The following is a 14,837-nucleotide window of genomic DNA, read 5'->3' as shown; positions in this document are numbered from 1 at the left end:
CCCACTTAAATGAGTGTTGTCTTTAGCATGATCTTATAAGATTTGAATACTAGTTACCATAATATTCATCAACCCATAATTGACCGCTGTCTACAAGGAGACCGTACGGCTCATTATGAAATCTACAAGCTTTATTCTAAAGCAATGTATAACACGTGCCTTAGGATTACCGGTAATGAAATGGATGCTGAAGATGTGCTTCAAGAGTCTTTTGTGAGTGCATTTAAGAACCTCTCTAGTTTTAAGGGCTCGGCCTCATTTGGCAGTTGGTTAAAGAGAATTGTGGTCAATAATGCTATCAATGCGGTCAAAAAAAGGAGAATGAGTTTTGAGTCTGTTGATGGTAAAGAAGATGAGAGTGCAATAGCAGAACCCGTAGAAGAAGCCAATCTCTCTTACGATGTAGGCTTGGTGAAGGAAGGTATAAGTAAGTTGCCAGAGGGGTATCGATTGGTACTGACACTTTATCTAATAGAGGGATATGACCATAAAGAGATTGGGCAGATACTAGATATTACTGAATCTACTTCTAAATCTCAGTTCAATAGATCGAAAAAGAAGTTGAGGGAAATACTGAAGGAGGAATTGAAATATGCAGGGTAAGGATAAACTAGAGAAATTTATTATAGAGAACAGAGAGGCTTTTGATGCTTCAGAACCAAAAGAAGACAATTGGACTCGCATTGAGTCTCGGTTGAATTTTGAAGCTCAGCCTGTTTCTAAACCTAATGTAGGTTGGTATTGGAAAGCAGCCGTGTTTTTGCTGTTAGGGGTAGTAGGATATTTGCTTGTCGACAGATATGAAGTTCAGCCTACGAATGACCTAGAAGCTTCTAATGTTGAGAAGTTTCAGGAGTTAGAGACTTTCTATACCTCACTTATTGCTAATAAAAAGGAGAGGTTGGAGTCAGAGTTAGATTCTGAAGTGGCCACGGTAAACCTGAAAGTAGAGATGCAGGAGCTCGATGATATTTATGCAGACCTCAAAGAGTTGTTCTTAGAAAGTCAGCCTTCTGAGCAAGTCATGGAAAGGTTAATACATCTATTACGACAGAAATTGCGAGTGATGGATGGGCAGTTAGAGATAATAGAAAGAGAGAAGCTTCCTGAAAGCATGCAAGAAGAACTAATGGATTCTTCTATATAGTAGGCTCTACTTTTTGTGCTGCAGAATCTATTACCTTTCCGTTCTCACAGCGTAAAGTTCTCTTTGGGTAATTCTCGATCAGCTTGAAGTCGTGAGTGGCCATTAATACTGCTGTTCCACTTTTATTGATCTCTAAGAAAGTTTTAAAGATTCCATCGGAAACCTCGGGGTCCAAATTTCCTGTAGGTTCGTCAGCAATTAAAAGGCTTGGTTCGTTTATGAGAGCTCTGGCAATTACAACTCTTTGTTGTTCTCCGCCAGATAGCTGATGCGGCATTTTGTTAGATACTGCGCCTAAACCCACTCTCATCAATACTTCCGCTAAACGACTTTTCATTTTTGCTTTGTCTTTCCAGCCAGTAGCACGCATTACAAAGTATATGTTCTCTGCCACGTTTCGGTCAGGTAGAAGCTGAAAATCCTGAAATATGATGCCTAGCTTTCTTCTTAATAGAGGAATCTGATTTCGCTTAATGCTCTCAATGTCGAAACCTGCAATTCTAATACTTCCCATATAAAGGGGGAGGTCGCAGTATAAAGTTTTCAACAGCGAACTTTTGCCACTTCCAGTTCTGCCCACCAAATAGACGAATTCACCTTTTTCAATTTTAAGGTCAATATTATTTAGTACGGTAGTGTCTTCTTGAAAAATACTGGCGTCAACAATGCGTACAATGGGTTCTCCGGAAAAAGTCATTTAGATTTCTAGTTTTTGAAGTTTACCAAAAGGTAAATCGGTAATCAACTGCTTTAACGCAGATTCCTTGCCATCAAGTCCATATTTATCCAGATTTTTTAATGGACGATCTGCTCTAAAGTAGGCAATGAGCACAAAGTTCTCATCGCGCAGTTGTATGTAATCTGGAATTTTGGCCTTGCCTTTAACCTTGATGATATACATTTTTGAAGTTAGCTCCGGGGTATTTGAATAACCCGGAGCAGTAGTTAATGTTTTATCCATTGGCTTTCTTGTGGTCTGCCAAGAATTGAGCTAATCCTTTGTCTGTTAATGGGTGATTCAAAAGACTAGTAATTACATTCAGAGGACAAGTAACTACATCGGCACCAATTTCTGCACATTGAATAAGGTGCATGGTATGTCTAACAGATGCAGCTAATACTTCTGTGATGTAGCCGTAGTTGTCATAAATGTCTACAATGTCTTGAATTAATTGAAGGCCATCTGCTCCAACGTCATCTAGTCTTCCAATAAATGGAGATACGTAAGATGCTCCTGCTTTTGCAGCTAGCAAAGCTTGGCCAGAAGAGAATACCAAGGTACAGTTAGTTCTAATTCCTTCAGAAGTAAAATACTTAATTGCTTTCACTCCATCTTTGATCATAGGAACTTTAACAACAATCTTGTCGTCAATTTTCGCTAACTCCTTACCTTCTTTAATTATCCCGTCAAAATCGGTAGCAATTACCTCTGCACTTACATTGTCATCAACAATGTCGCATATTGCCTTATAGTGTGCCATTACTTTGTCGTGTCCGGCAATTCCTTCCTTAGCCATAAGTGAAGGATTGGTAGTTACCCCATCCAAAACGCCAAGGTCGTAAGCCTCTTGAATGTCACTTAAATTCGCAGTATCAATAAAGAACTTCATTTTCGATTTTTTTGGGTTTATGATTGTTTACAAAGCTAGTGTTTTTTGAGAAGCGTTAAATAGCAATTGAAAGTTTCTGATAGTCCATCCGGCCTTCAGTGCTAATGAAGCTTTTCGTTCCAGAAGAAGATATGGTTGAAGCTCAATTCTCGTACTCTTTTTTCTTAACCAAAACCATCATATCACCTTCAATGGGTAAGTATCCGTACTCATAACAAAATAAATATGTCGCTCCTGCTTTGGTGGTGTACATGCTGGTGTGGTAATCAAAGTCAAAGCCTTTCTCTGCCAGTTTCGAGCGGTGGGCTTTTGTGGTTCCTTCTGGGTTGAGCTCTTCCAGAATCCGCCTGTTTTTTCGGAGCACATAATGCACATTGCGAACGTAATTGTTGGCATCTGAATTTTGCCGATTGTTATAGGAATTGCGGCAGGCATCGTCACAAAACTTCTTGTCTGCTCTGCCTTTTAGTGGCTCACCACATTCTAAACAAGTTCTTTCTTTCATAATGTGTGTTTTAACAATTCTCTCAAAATAGCGAAAAACAGGGATTATCCGTTTGTAAACGACTACAAATGGTTACAACTGTTTAACAACCGACTCTCTTTTTGAGCTTGCTTTTACTTTGCCATTGTCAATTCGATAACCGAATGACAGCAAAGAATTTTCAACATATAAATTTTATAATCATGCAAAATTTAAGAAACCGCGTACAGTTAATTGGAAGATTGGGTCAGGATCCTGAAGTCAAAACATTAACAAGTGGAAAGAAACTAACTACCTTTTCTATTGCCACTTCAGACTCTTATAGAAACTCTAGTGGAGACAAAGTTGAGGAAACACAGTGGCATAATATTGTGGCTTGGGGTAAAGTAGGGGAGATTGCCGGAGAGTATCTTACTAAAGGACAGGAGGTGGCCTTAGAAGGGAAATTGACACATAGAAGCTATGAAACTAATTCAGGTGAGAGAAGATTCATTACCGAAATAAACTTGAATGAGTTGCTCATGATTGGGGGCAAAAAGGAATAGTTGTTTCAATGAGGAAGAGACGTCTATCCAATGAATAGATTGGTAATGGTTTGGTAGCTCATAAATAAGGCCATCATACCAAAGACAAGTATGAATGTTTTATTGACGCTGGTCATTTTCTTATAAGTTTTCATCAAATCAGTGTTTTGCCTATTTCTTAGGCAAAACACCTACCATATCGAAATTTGTCCAAAAACAGCGATTTTAAGGAATGGGTAGTCCCGTTATGGGAATAACTATAGTATTTGGGAATACTCCAAGTGGCTTTCGAGAGATTTGTTGGTGCTATGCTGTTGTTCTATCAGCTTTCAGTTCAACGGCTACAGCATAAGCAATTGCCAAAAGTGTTCCAGCTATGGCGATCCAACCTAGAGTGTTTGTGCCATCTTTAAATATTAAGTAGTAAAGAGCTGCTCCTGAGCCTCCTCCAATGATTGGGCCTAAGATTGGAATCCACGAATAACTCCAGTTTGAACTACCTTTTCCACTGATTGGTAACAAGAAATGCGCAAGTCTAGGGCCAAAATCTCTAGCTGGATTGATGGCGTAGCCTGTTGTTCCTCCCTGAGCCATTCCTATTAAAGTAATCAATCCGCCAACTACAAGAGGGTTGAGGCCCTCAGTAAACTCGTTGGCGCCTATCATTAATAAGCCCATCATAAGGATCATAGTGCCCATTATTTCACTCACTAGGTTAGCGCTTTTTTGGTCTACCGCTCCCGCAGTACAGAATACACCTAGCTTCGCTGCCTTATCTTCTGTTTTTCTCCAGTGGGGTAAATATTGAAGCCAAGTAAGTGTGGCGCCAAAAATGCCACCTAAAACTTGAGCTATAATATATCCTGGTACTAAGGTCCACTCTAATTCACCGGCTATTGCTAAAGATGTGGTAACCGCTGGGTTTATGTGCGCGCCACTAATACTGCCCACAGCGTAAATTCCAAAAGTAACAGAGAGGCCCCAGCCAATAGCGGTTACAATCCAGCCCGAACCTTTTGCATAAGAGAAATTAAGGGTGGTGGCTGCATTTACACTATTGCCAAAATAAAGGAGAATTGCGGTGCCAATAAACTCAGCTAGGTAAACAGACATAGGAAAAAGTTTACCTTGATATTACGATAAAGAGGGGAATAAAAAAAGGCATCAGGATGTCGCACCGCTACAACCGCCTACCCTTGCTCTGTTCCCAGCCTGGGGGAGTTCAGCAGGAGCTGGTCGCATCCCTCTGCCATTGGGGGGCAAAGGTATTAAGAATTTATTAATGAGAAAACGGTTATTGAAAAAAGAATAAAATACCGAGAATTAGGTATTTTCATGAATCGGAAATAAAGGTTTTTTTGTCATAAACCTCACACGATACTCAACCAAAGAGCATAGACGGTACTTTTGGATTGGCAACCTCCTTTGAAGGATTTCTTTAACTAAAACAACAGTCCGATGTTAAAACAACTCAACACTTCAGAAAGAGTGCTTTTTAAGAGTCTTAATTTCAATTTTGTAAGTAGAATGCCAAATCCAGATGATCCTGTTGATCCAGACGACCCAGGAAATCCTGATCCTGATGAAGATGGAGCAGTAGAAACAAATACCCCTCCTCCTGGCAGTGGTACTTAGTTCTGTTATTTTTGAGCCATGAATTCAAGAAACTATTTCCTCTTTTTAGTGCTGCTTTTGTTTTCTGTTGATGCACATGCTTGGCAGGATGATGAACGTACTGCACAAGAAGAGGAATGGCTAAGACTTATAAGGAAAGCGGATGAATATAGTACCGCAGCTAAGTACGATTCGGCACTTATTATTTCCCAAAATATTGCCCTAGCAGCAGAAAGAGAATCGAATTATGAGTTTATAACTCGCGCCTATTTTACTATGGCTGGTGTTCATTATAGAATTAATAAAATGGATTTGGCCTCTGAGGTATATCAAAAAGCAAGAAGAACAGCAGAACTATGGGGGAATAAGAGTTTTGTGGCTCGTGCAGATTTAGCAAAAGGGATTGTTTATGACAACCTTGCCGGATCAGCTTTAGATAGAAATAGTGAAAATTATGACAGCATAAAGGCCTTTGCCTTTCTAGATTCGGCTCTCATTTTTTACGATAAATCAAGAAAATATTATCAAGAAAACACACCAGATAACTACTTAATGTTGGCTACAGTAGCTAATAATTACGCGGCCAATTATGATTTTAGGAAGGAGTATTTAAAGTCTATTGAAGAGCGAAGACAAACGATTAAATTATACAGACAAGCAGGCTATGCCACTTATGAAATAGATAATATTAAGGCCTTAGGGGAAACCTATCTGTTTCAGTATGAAGCAAACCTGAGTTATCTAGATAGTGCTCAGAAATATCTAACGGAAGCGCTTGTTCTCGGTACAGAAAAGGAAATGACCGAGGTTGCTTTGGCGGCAAGTGAGAAGTTAGCGAGAATCAATCAGTATGTTGGTGATGAGAAGAATTCTAACCTTTATAGGATAAATGTTGATTCTCTATTAGAAGAAATTTACTCCCGAAACTATGACGATAAGGTGTTAGAGTTAAGGGCGCAGTATCAAACAGCTTCGGCAGAGCTAGAAGCAGAACAAGCGAAAAGTAGAGCGTTATCTTTAGAGAGGGATAGAAGAGTCACATTTATTGTTGCGGCTGCAATTCTGGTCATTCTTTTTATTTGGCTTTACTTGCTAGATCAGAAAAGGAAGAACATTAAAGCTATTGCAGCTAAAAACGATGAGCTTAATAAACAGCGCATAGATGAATTGCTCCAAGAACAAGAGATCGCTTCACTTCAGGGTGTTTTAGAAGGACAGGAACAGGAAAGAAAGCGTGTGGCTATAGACTTGCACGACAGATTAGGGGGAATTCTTTCTATGGTAAAACTCCATTTTAGTGCTGTAGAAGAGAAACTGCCAGAAGATAATCCTGAAAAGAAGAAATTTCTTACCGCTAGTGAACTCCTCGATTTAGCGGCAGGGGAGGTTAGAAACATCTCCCACAACCTACTTTCTGGAGTTTTAGCAAAGTTTGGACTTTTACCAGCTTTAAAGGATTTAACTGACCGAATTAATGAGTCTGGTGAGATTAAACTCAACCTAATTCACCATAATGTTGAGAATGCACTAGACGGTGAGCAAGAGTTACAGCTGTACCGAATAGTTCAAGAGTTGATCAGCAATATTCTAAAGCACGCTGATGCTAAAGAGGCTACTATTCAATTGATCCGAAATAAGGATGAGAAGATAGTTAATTTAATTGTAGAGGATGATGGCAAAGGCTTCGACCCTTCAACGCCTTCACCCTCTAGCGGAATTGGGCTTAGCAACCTAAAGGTTAGAGTAAATAAACTCCAGGGAAGCTTTCATGTAGACTCAGGAAAAGGCGTGGGAACATCGGTTTCAGTAAACATACCAGTAGAAAATGATTAGGATTTTTATAGTTGATGATCATCAAGTTGTGATTGATGGTATTTCTTCTATTCTCTCAGAGGTTGAAGAAATAAAGATTATTGGCAGTGCTCTGAATGGTTTAGAGGCGCTTAGAAAGTTGGAAACAGAGTCTCCAGATGTACTTCTTTTAGATATCAATATGCCAGAAATGGACGGTATTCAGTTGGTTCGAGCGCTTAAGGAAAAAGGGAGGACGCTAAACACGCTAGTTCTCACCATGCACAACAACCCTCAGTTTACTAAAGAACTAATTGCCGAAGGAGTTCAGGGTTGTGTGTTAAAAAATGCAGGTAAGAAGGATCTTATCTTGGCGATTACTGAAGTGAACAATGGAGGAACCTTCTATTCAGAAGCCGTAACAGATTCACTAAAAGAGAGCTTAGATAAAACTCAAGAGGCAATTGATGAAGTGCAATTAACTAAGCGAGAAGTAGAAATAGTAAAGCTCATAGCCCTTGAAAACACTACCAATGAAATAGCAGAAAAACTTTCAATTAGTGCTTATACTGTAGATACACACCGAAAGAATATCATCAATAAGTTGGGGGTAAAGAACCTTGCTGGCCTAGTGCGTTTCGCTTTTGAAAAGAACCTTTTATAATCGTCTGACCACTCGCTGTGGTCAGATAATTTAGAATAGGAGTAGCGCTAATCTTCTCTAGTGAAGAAGTCTTTTTTCATGTAAAGCTGAAACTCCAGCGGGCTGCTTTCTTTGAACTCATCTACTTCTAGATCTTCATAGATGTCTTCGTCAAACTGAATGTCAGTTTTTTCAATTCTTCCGTCAGGGTGAATGATTAACTCTATCCCTGAAAAGTCAATAGGGTTAACAGAAACAAGTACCTGATAATCGTCAAATACGCGTTTGAAATATTTAAATACAATAGCGTCTTTCTTTCCCATTAGTTTTTAATTAGCGTGGCCTTTTGAACAACCCGCACTGGTTGAGTAACTACTGATGACGTGTTTTCGTTCGAACCTCCGCTTTCTAGTAGTTTATTATTCTGTGAGCTAATAGCCGAAAATTGAATTTGGTTATCGCTAAGCTCATAGCTCAGTAGTAGCTCCGAATTGTTCAGCCCAAACCAGCTATATAACCCTTCATTTATGTAGCTCAAGTAAAGTCTAATACCGTTAAGCTCATCTAAAATTAGTTGATTTCGATCTTCGGGGTTGCTAAGAACTCTGTAATCTCTTATGTCTGCATTGGCTCCTTCACCGTAGGTAATCTTCCATTGATAGGTGCTGTCAGAAAGTGGTTTTATTTCTAACCGCATATGCACTTTTTGAGATAGACCTTTTTCGTTGTAAATACTCACTTCTCCAGAAAAATTGCCGTGCCAATCCTCAGATAATTGAGCAAGCGCTGAGTTAGTGCTTATAATACATAGTATGGCAGTAAAGACTAGTGGTTTTATAAACCTCATGACTTCAGTCTTTTTAGCACAAAATGAACAACATAGCCACTGAAGATACCAATCAATGCTCCAGTCAAAATGTCTCCAGGAAAATGCACGCCTAAATAGACCCGAGAGTAGGCAACTAAAGAAGCCCAGACAAAAAGCAACCAGACATGCTTCAAGCTATCTTTTAATAATAGCCAGCAAAACATAGCCACTGCAAAAGAGTTACTAGCGTGGCTCGATGCAAATCCGAATCTGCCACCGCACCCTTTGAGAAGGTGAACTGTGCCTTCCAGTTCGGGGTCGTAACAAGGTCTCAGCCTTTCCACCCATGGCTTTAATAAACCAGAGGCTATTTGGTCGCTAATAAGAATCAGAATTACTATACCTATTATAATTTGCCACCATCTGAATCCAGACTTTTTAATCATCAGGTATAATAGCAATGCATAGAAAGGTATCCATACATATTTATCGCTGATCCATGGCATGAGCCAATCAAAAAAACTGTTATGCTGACCGTTAAGGAATTGAAAAAGCGCCTTGTCCCAAATTTCAAGTTGTTCTATCATTCCACCCAGTTAATACCTTTTTTTAGCATACTTAAAGTTTTGGCTTCTAGGGAGTTTGCTGTTGGTTGGTAGTTGTACTCCCAGCCAGCCATTGGAGGTAAGCTCATAAGAATGGATTCAGTTCGGCCATCTGTTTCTAAGCCAAACTTAGTTCCTCTGTCTAGCACTAGGTTAAATTCCACATACCTTCCACGCCTGTTCATTTGCCAATCTTTTTCGCGTTTACCGTATGTCTTCACTGAGTTCTTGGTCATGAAATGAGTGTATATAGGTGCGAATATTAATCCTACATCTTTGACAAAATTGAAAATGTCTTCTTTGCTTTTGTTCTTGTCTTCTGAAAGGTGGTCGAAGAATATGCCGCCAATACCTCGAGTTTCTTTTCTATGCTTAATGTAGAAGTAATTGTCTGCCCACGGTTTGAACTCCTTATAGTAGTCGGTATCGTGCTTGTCGCAGACCGCTTTTAGTTTTTGGTGGAAGGTTCTAGCATCATCAGTATCTACATAATGTGGAGTCAGGTCAATTCCACCACCAAACCAATAGGTTCCATTAGACATTTCGAAGTATCTGATGTTCATATGTATAATGGGCACCCAAGGGTTTTCTGGGTGCAGTACTATAGATACACCAGTGGCAAAGAAGTCGCCTTCAGTCAATCCGAAAGAACTCAAGATTTTCTCCGGAGTTTTGCCGTGTACTTCCGAGAAGTTTACTCCACCTTTTTCTATGATATTACCAGCCCGAATAACTCTGCTTCGTCCACCGCCACCGCCAGGTCTTTGCCATTTATCTTCGATAAATTTTCCCTGACCATCTACTCTTTCGAGCTCTTTACAAATGTGGTCTTGAATGTTTTTAAAAACTGCAGATATGTCTTCTTTGTTGACTTGTGGCATGCTGCAAAATTAGCTTTTTAACTCTAAGTATAAAGCAACAATAGGGATTGTATGATGTAACCACGTGAGCAAAATACCAGTTAAACTAAAAAAAACTAATGGTTGTTAGTTTTTTCTGATTTGGTTTGAATTATTGACTAACTTTGAATAGAAATAAAGACTAATGGATTTGACGCGAGAAGAGATTAAGAAAGAACAACAGTCCAAAAACATACAAGTCCCAAAAAATATTCTTGAAAAGGCATATCGCCTCATGCAAACAGCTTATAATATGGCTGTTTTGTATGATGAAAACCGTGCGGTATGTAGTAAATATGTTCACAGTACATCTCGTGGACATGAAGCTATTCAGTTAGCCGCTGCCTTTCAACTTCAAGAGTTCGATTTTGCTGCACCATACTATCGCGATGAATCTATTTTGCTCGGTATAGGCATGAAGCCTTACGAGTTAATGCTGCAGTTAATGGGTAAAAAGGACGATCCTTTCTCTGGAGGGAGAACCTATTACGGACACCCTTCTCTTAAGCGTGAGGGTTTCCCGACTATACCCCATCAAAGTTCGGCCACAGGTATGCAAGCCATTCCTGCCACTGGTATGGCACATGGAATTCACTACCTAGAGGGGCAAGGCCTTTTAGGTGGAAATAATAACCCCGTTGTCTTGTGCTCACTAGGAGACGGTTCTGTTACTGAGGGTGAAGTATCTGAAGCCATGCAGATGGCTGTCTTGCATAAATTGCCAATTGTATACCTTATTCAGGATAACGATTGGGGAATTAGTGCTACGGGGAAAGAGATGAGGGCTATGGATGCGTATGAATTTGTAGCCGGATTTAAAGGAATGGAACGTATGCGAGTCGATGGTTCTGATTTTGTAGACTCTTACAAAGGAATGAGCCAAGCTTTTGAATACGTAAGAAAAAATAGAGGTCCAATTTTGGTGCATGCTAAAACGCCATTGCTTGGACACCACACATCAGGTGTAAGGAAAGAATGGTACCGAGGAGATCATGATTTAGATGAGCATCAGGTCAATGATCCGATACCGAAATTGAGAAAAGCATTGAAGTCGGCTAAGTTCAAAGAGGCCGATTTAGTTAAGCTTGAAGACGAAGCGAAGGCATTTGTACAGTCTGAATATGCCAGAGCATTGAATGCTGATGATCCAGACCCTTCAACGGTATTAAATCACGAATTCGCTCCAACTCCTATAACTGAAGAAAAAGGTGAGAGAAAGCCTAGGGGTGCGGAAAAAGTGGTAATGGTTGATGCAGCTCTTCATGCAGTAGACGATATTTTAAAGAACTATCCAGAAGCTCTATTCTATGGTCAAGATGTAGGAGGTACGCTTGGAGGTGTTTTCCGAGAAGCGGCCACACTTGCGCAGAAATATGGAGATGGTAGGGTATTTAACACACCTATTCAGGAAGCATATATTGTTGGGTCAACAGCAGGAATGTCGGCAGTTGGTGCTAAGCCAATTGTTGAAATTCAGTTTGCAGATTATATCTGGCCTGGTATCAATCAGCTGGTAGAAGAGCTTTCCAAAAGCTGTTATTTGAGTGAAGGTAAGTTCCCAATTCAATCGTTAATTAGAGTGCCAATTGGTGCTTATGGCGGAGGAGGTCCTTATCACTCTGGTAGTGTGGAATCCACTTTGTTAAATATCAGAGGTATTAAAGTGGTATACCCTTCAAATGCTGCTGATATGAAAGGCCTAATTAAGGCAGCTTTTCACGACCCTAATCCGGTAGTGATGTTAGAGCATAAGGGGCTCTATTGGTCGAAAGTGCCTGGTACTGAATTGGCAAAAACGTTTGAGCCAGATTCTGAATACATTGTGCCTTTGGGTAGGGCTAGGGTAGATCAGGAGGCTAATCAAGAAGCTATCGAAAATGGAGAGTCTTGCTTGGTGATTACTTATGGTATGGGAGTTTACTGGGCGAAAGCAGCTAGTAAGAAGTTTGAAGGTAGAGTAGAAATACTAGATCTGAGAACATTGAACCCTATAGATTGGGATGCCATAAAAGAGGCAGTATCAAGACATAATAAAGCGTTAGTTCTAACCGAAGAACCATTGTTGAATTCATTTGCAGAGTCATTGGCTGGTAGAATATCTCAACACTGTTTCGAAATATTAGATGCCCCCGTAATGGCTTATGGAGCAGAGAACCTTCCTGCAATTGCACTCAATGTAGACTTGGAAAAGGCAATGCTTCCAACTCCTGAGAAGGTGGAGCAGCAGATAGAGACTTTATTGAATTACTAGAAAGGCAGCCCTACAGCAATATTCCAAACGGTTTGTGAGCTCTTGAAAAAAGGTCTTCTCCAACGTTGACCTTCAGGATATCTTGGGTCTTTTATTTTATGGCCTACATCGAATCGGAATACTAAGAAACTGAAGTCGAAGCGCAAGCCAAGGCCTGCGCCAACGGCAATTTCTTTGTAGAAGTCATTGAATTCGAATGCTCCACCACTAGATAACCTTAAGCGTGTGCTAGAAGATGGTGAGGAATCATCTATAAATTCTTTAAACCTCCAGACATTGCCAGCATCAATAAAAAAGGCCCAGTCTAAAAAGCCAGTAATGTTAGCTCGGTATTCCAAACTCAATTCTAGCAAAATCTCTCCTGGTTGTTCGAACCTATAGCTATCGGCTCCAGCAATAAGCGATACATATTCGCCATTTTCAATTATGTTGAACCCGTCTTCATCTAAGGCTAGAGGGTGCGCAGAACCGGGGCCTAATCTTCGAGGTAACCAAGCACGATTGCTGCTGCTACCACCGCTGAAGAAGTATCTTTCGTAAGGAAGTGCTTCGTTGTCACCATAAGGCCTGGCATAGCCTATGTTTGCCCGCATAGATAAAGACTTTTCTTCCGACAGAGGGATGTGTCTTCTGAAGTCTAACTGTGCCTTTGCGTATTTATAAAAAGTTAGGTCATTGTTTTCCAGCAAACCTGTGCCCACAAAGTTGTAGATATTTCCACCAGCTTCTAGATAGACCCTAAAGTAGTTGGAAGGCTCTACTAGCGTTCCATAATTGGAGTTGAATACAGCATTGAACGAGGTGTTAGACACAAAAGACCTATCGAAAGCTAGGGCTAGAGTGTTTCCCTGAAGGGCTAAGTCTTGCAGTTGGCGGTTAAATGCAGAATCTATTTTAGTAGTGTTGATCAGGTTTATTTCTGATATAGTGAGTCTGTAAGAGTTGGTTCCTTGTTCGTTTTGCCAAGAGTAAGCATAAGAGCCGTTGAGGTTACTTCTTGAATACTCTCTTCTAGAAGTAAAAGAATATCCCATAGTGAGCGCACTCTTTGCGTTAAAAGACTGTCTACTGAGTTCTCTAGAGTTGAAAGGAGTTACAAAACGAGGAAAGGTTAGACTCACTGAGCCACCATATTGAAGGTTACTCAATGCACCACTCTGGTCTGTTGCAGCAGAGACACCGTCTGAACCAACAAAGCCTGTAAATTGCATTATTTCAGCTCCTTTAAATGTGTTTCTATTTCTAAGCGAAAGATTGTAAAAAGGACCTGGTCTACCTTCGGTAAAGTTAATTCCTAGCTCTTGTGTGAGCTGAAACTTCTGGAGAGGAGCAGTGTAAACATTGGCGATGAATTTTCCCTCTACTAAGGTTGTGTCGAAGTTAATATTGGCGAACCTGAACATATCCATGTTCAGAAGCTGTCTTTGAGTATTTACTACGTCAGAGTATCTGTAGTTTTCGTAAGGCTCTAATTTTAAGCGAGTGTCTAACACTAATGGTTTGTAATAAGTGCTTCCATAGTTGTATGTAACGTCTAAGAATTGTTCTTGTGTAGCAACGGGCTCGGAACCATTGGCGCTTACAATAATGGAGTCTAGTTCGAACTGTTCATGGAAATCTCTTTCTGCAGGTTTATTTACAATGGTGGTTAACCACATATCTTCAGAGTCTGGAGCATATTCTACCACAAATTCCACATAGCGTTTGCTAAAGGCGAAGTAGCCATTATTTCTTAAGAGTAAGTCTATTCGGTTTTGTTCGGCAGCTAAGTTCTCCCTGTCATAGTATTCTCCTTTTTTGAGGAAAGATTCACTTCTAGATTCATTGATTATTCTCGTGATGGTGGTATCACCTGTCCTTAGATTTAAGCTATCTAGAAAACTTCTTTCCCCTTCAGTAATGATAAAGGTTTGGATTACTTTACGTCCTTTCTCCTCCTTTTCTATTTCTACTTCGGCTTTTCTGAAGCCTTTGCTAAGTAAGTAGTTTTTAATTCTTGTAGCTGACTGAGTAATCAGTGTGCTATCATAAATGGCTAGAGGGTCTCCAGTGCGCATTCTGCCATTACCTAACCTTAATTGCTTGTCGTAGCGTTCTAGGCGCCTTTGTTTGCGCCATTCTAATCGGTCAATGCGTTTTCCTTCAGCTTCTTTCTCTTCGATTTTTGCATCTATTTTTTCAATGAACTCAGCTCGGCTTTTAGCTACTTTGGCAGAATCGAATGCTCGTTCACCAGTTTCGTAGATGTGGGCACCAACGGGACCAAGAATAGGGAATCTTGTATTTGGTTCTAAAAGAATCTGATCTGCGATGTCATTTTTATTTGCTTTTTTTACACCTTCAATACGCTGTTTATATAGCAACTTTTCACCAGGTTGTAGGTATTTAACTCCGGTGCAATTTGCAAGAAAAAGGGTAATGAAAAACAGTAAGAATAATCGGATTCCTAGCTTCACGAACA

17 protein-coding genes and 1 other RNA gene are annotated in these 14,837 nt (G+C 40.1%); 7 read left to right on the top strand and 11 right to left on the bottom strand.

All coding sequences use genetic code 11. From position 1 onward, the window contains the following. The first annotated feature begins 144 nt into the window (after positions 1–144). Both T7867_RS18755 and T7867_RS18750 read left to right on the top strand, forming a co-directional pair. Complete coding sequence (locus T7867_RS18755) at positions 145–603, top strand: RNA polymerase sigma factor (RefSeq protein ID WP_407691165.1); 459 nt, start codon at positions 145–147, stop codon at positions 601–603. Beyond that, entirely contained in the window at positions 593–1,147 is a 555-nt protein-coding gene (locus T7867_RS18750) for a hypothetical protein (protein ID WP_322299659.1), read from the top strand. Before T7867_RS18755 ends, T7867_RS18750 begins: the two co-directional genes overlap by 11 nt. Here T7867_RS18750 and T7867_RS18745 read toward each other — a convergent pair. From T7867_RS18745 to T7867_RS18730, 4 genes are all read right to left on the bottom strand, one after another. Further along, positions 1,140–1,844: a cell division ATP-binding protein FtsE gene (locus tag T7867_RS18745; protein WP_273272484.1), complete on the bottom strand. Its 705-nt coding sequence runs from the start codon at positions 1,842–1,844 to the stop codon at positions 1,140–1,142. The genes T7867_RS18750 and T7867_RS18745 overlap by 8 nt on opposite strands. Next, positions 1,845–2,048: a fructose-6-phosphate aldolase gene (locus T7867_RS18740; RefSeq protein WP_068220854.1), complete on the bottom strand. Its 204-nt coding sequence runs from the start codon at positions 2,046–2,048 to the stop codon at positions 1,845–1,847. Positions 2,049–2,100: 52 nt separating this feature from the next. After that, the gene (gene fsa / locus T7867_RS18735; RefSeq protein WP_068220666.1) at positions 2,101–2,757 is read right to left on the bottom strand and encodes a fructose-6-phosphate aldolase; all 657 of its coding nucleotides are present in this window, start codon (positions 2,755–2,757) and stop codon (positions 2,101–2,103) included. Positions 2,758–2,899: 142 nt separating this feature from the next. Next, a complete protein-coding gene (locus T7867_RS18730; RefSeq protein WP_322299658.1) occupies positions 2,900–3,262 on the bottom strand; it encodes a hypothetical protein in 363 nt (120 codons plus the stop codon). Positions 3,263–3,444: 182 nt separating this feature from the next. Between T7867_RS18730 and T7867_RS18725 the strand changes: the two genes are divergently transcribed. Continuing rightward, positions 3,445–3,786: a single-stranded DNA-binding protein gene (locus T7867_RS18725; RefSeq protein ID WP_068220671.1), complete on the top strand. Its 342-nt coding sequence runs from the start codon at positions 3,445–3,447 to the stop codon at positions 3,784–3,786. 285 nt (positions 3,787–4,071) lie between these two features. On the opposite strand, the gene T7867_RS18720 is transcribed toward T7867_RS18725, so the two are convergent. Both T7867_RS18720 and ffs read right to left on the bottom strand, forming a co-directional pair. Continuing rightward, on the bottom strand, positions 4,072–4,878 hold the full coding sequence (locus T7867_RS18720) for an MIP/aquaporin family protein (protein WP_322299657.1): 807 nt from the start codon (positions 4,876–4,878) through the stop codon (positions 4,072–4,074). A gap of 47 nt (positions 4,879–4,925) precedes the next feature. Further along, positions 4,926–5,013: signal recognition particle sRNA small type (gene ffs, locus T7867_RS18715), an RNA gene on the bottom strand. 210 nt (positions 5,014–5,223) lie between these two features. Here ffs and T7867_RS18710 point away from each other — a divergent pair. The 3 genes from T7867_RS18710 to T7867_RS18700 are packed head-to-tail and all read left to right on the top strand — an operon-like array spanning position 5,224 to position 7,834. Beyond that, complete coding sequence (locus T7867_RS18710) at positions 5,224–5,400, top strand: hypothetical protein (protein WP_157717613.1); 177 nt, start codon at positions 5,224–5,226, stop codon at positions 5,398–5,400. 18 nt (positions 5,401–5,418) lie between these two features. Continuing rightward, positions 5,419–7,212, top strand: coding sequence for a sensor histidine kinase (locus T7867_RS18705; RefSeq protein WP_322299656.1), 1,794 nt, complete (start codon positions 5,419–5,421; stop codon positions 7,210–7,212). Next, positions 7,205–7,834, top strand: coding sequence for a response regulator (locus T7867_RS18700; RefSeq protein ID WP_273272485.1), 630 nt, complete (start codon positions 7,205–7,207; stop codon positions 7,832–7,834). The genes T7867_RS18705 and T7867_RS18700 overlap by 8 nt, the downstream gene beginning before the upstream one ends. Positions 7,835–7,881: 47 nt before the next feature. On the opposite strand, the gene T7867_RS18695 is transcribed toward T7867_RS18700, so the two are convergent. From T7867_RS18695 to hemF, 4 genes are read right to left on the bottom strand one after another with little or no spacing between them, the layout of a single operon-like run. Then, a complete protein-coding gene (locus T7867_RS18695; RefSeq protein WP_322299655.1) occupies positions 7,882–8,136 on the bottom strand; it encodes a hypothetical protein in 255 nt (84 codons plus the stop codon). Next, entirely contained in the window at positions 8,136–8,660 is a 525-nt protein-coding gene (locus T7867_RS18690) for a hypothetical protein (RefSeq protein ID WP_322299654.1), read from the bottom strand. Before T7867_RS18690 ends, T7867_RS18695 begins: the two co-directional genes overlap by 1 nt. Continuing rightward, positions 8,657–9,208: a phosphatase PAP2 family protein gene (locus T7867_RS18685; RefSeq protein ID WP_322299653.1), complete on the bottom strand. Its 552-nt coding sequence runs from the start codon at positions 9,206–9,208 to the stop codon at positions 8,657–8,659. Before T7867_RS18685 ends, T7867_RS18690 begins: the two co-directional genes overlap by 4 nt. Further along, positions 9,205–10,107 carry an oxygen-dependent coproporphyrinogen oxidase gene (gene hemF, locus T7867_RS18680; RefSeq protein ID WP_068220695.1) on the bottom strand — a complete coding sequence of 301 codons (903 nt, stop codon included), beginning with the start codon at positions 10,105–10,107 and terminating at the stop codon, positions 9,205–9,207. The genes T7867_RS18685 and hemF overlap by 4 nt, the downstream gene beginning before the upstream one ends. A 163-nt stretch (positions 10,108–10,270) precedes the next feature. On the opposite strand from hemF, the gene T7867_RS18675 reads away from it, so the two are divergent. Continuing rightward, entirely contained in the window at positions 10,271–12,376 is a 2,106-nt protein-coding gene (locus T7867_RS18675; RefSeq protein WP_322299652.1) for an alpha-ketoacid dehydrogenase subunit alpha/beta, read from the top strand. Here the strand turns inward: T7867_RS18675 and tamL are convergent. Continuing rightward, entirely contained in the window at positions 12,373–14,832 is a 2,460-nt protein-coding gene (gene tamL, locus T7867_RS18670) for a translocation and assembly module lipoprotein TamL (RefSeq protein WP_456115149.1), read from the bottom strand. The two genes, T7867_RS18675 and tamL, sit on opposite strands and share 4 nt — an antisense overlap. Between the last annotated feature and the right edge of the window lie 5 nt (positions 14,833–14,837).

It is taken from the genome of Roseivirga spongicola, from assembly GCF_034376045.1.
GTDB lineage: Bacteria > Bacteroidota > Bacteroidia > Cytophagales > Cyclobacteriaceae > Roseivirga > Roseivirga spongicola.
Note: the sequence above shows the minus strand (reverse complement) of the source record. Positions and strands in the feature narration are given on the sequence as shown.

Excerpts from the sequence above, each read along its gene's own strand:
- T7867_RS18710 (WP_157717613.1), top strand. The coding sequence starts at position 5,224 with ATGTTAAAACAACTCAACACTTCAGAAAGAGTGCTTTTTAAGAGTCTT.
- T7867_RS18695 (WP_322299655.1), bottom strand. The coding sequence starts at position 8,136 with ATGGGAAAGAAAGACGCTATTGTATTTAAATATTTCAAACGCGTATTT.
- hemF (WP_068220695.1), bottom strand. The coding sequence starts at position 10,107 with ATGCCACAAGTCAACAAAGAAGACATATCTGCAGTTTTTAAAAACATT.
- T7867_RS18700 (WP_273272485.1), top strand. The coding sequence starts at position 7,205 with ATGATTAGGATTTTTATAGTTGATGATCATCAAGTTGTGATTGATGGT.
- fsa (WP_068220666.1), bottom strand. The coding sequence starts at position 2,757 with ATGAAGTTCTTTATTGATACTGCGAATTTAAGTGACATTCAAGAGGCT.
- T7867_RS18725 (WP_068220671.1), top strand. The coding sequence starts at position 3,445 with ATGCAAAATTTAAGAAACCGCGTACAGTTAATTGGAAGATTGGGTCAG.
- T7867_RS18675 (WP_322299652.1), top strand. The coding sequence starts at position 10,271 with ATGGATTTGACGCGAGAAGAGATTAAGAAAGAACAACAGTCCAAAAAC.
- T7867_RS18750 (WP_322299659.1), top strand. The coding sequence starts at position 593 with ATGCAGGGTAAGGATAAACTAGAGAAATTTATTATAGAGAACAGAGAG.
- T7867_RS18705 (WP_322299656.1), top strand. The coding sequence starts at position 5,419 with ATGAATTCAAGAAACTATTTCCTCTTTTTAGTGCTGCTTTTGTTTTCT.
- T7867_RS18745 (WP_273272484.1), bottom strand. The coding sequence starts at position 1,844 with ATGACTTTTTCCGGAGAACCCATTGTACGCATTGTTGACGCCAGTATT.
- T7867_RS18755 (WP_407691165.1), top strand. The coding sequence starts at position 145 with ATGTATAACACGTGCCTTAGGATTACCGGTAATGAAATGGATGCTGAA.
- T7867_RS18690 (WP_322299654.1), bottom strand. The coding sequence starts at position 8,660 with ATGAGGTTTATAAAACCACTAGTCTTTACTGCCATACTATGTATTATA.
- T7867_RS18740 (WP_068220854.1), bottom strand. The coding sequence starts at position 2,048 with ATGTATATCATCAAGGTTAAAGGCAAGGCCAAAATTCCAGATTACATA.
- T7867_RS18685 (WP_322299653.1), bottom strand. The coding sequence starts at position 9,208 with ATGATAGAACAACTTGAAATTTGGGACAAGGCGCTTTTTCAATTCCTT.
- T7867_RS18730 (WP_322299658.1), bottom strand. The coding sequence starts at position 3,262 with ATGAAAGAAAGAACTTGTTTAGAATGTGGTGAGCCACTAAAAGGCAGA.
- T7867_RS18720 (WP_322299657.1), bottom strand. The coding sequence starts at position 4,878 with ATGTCTGTTTACCTAGCTGAGTTTATTGGCACCGCAATTCTCCTTTAT.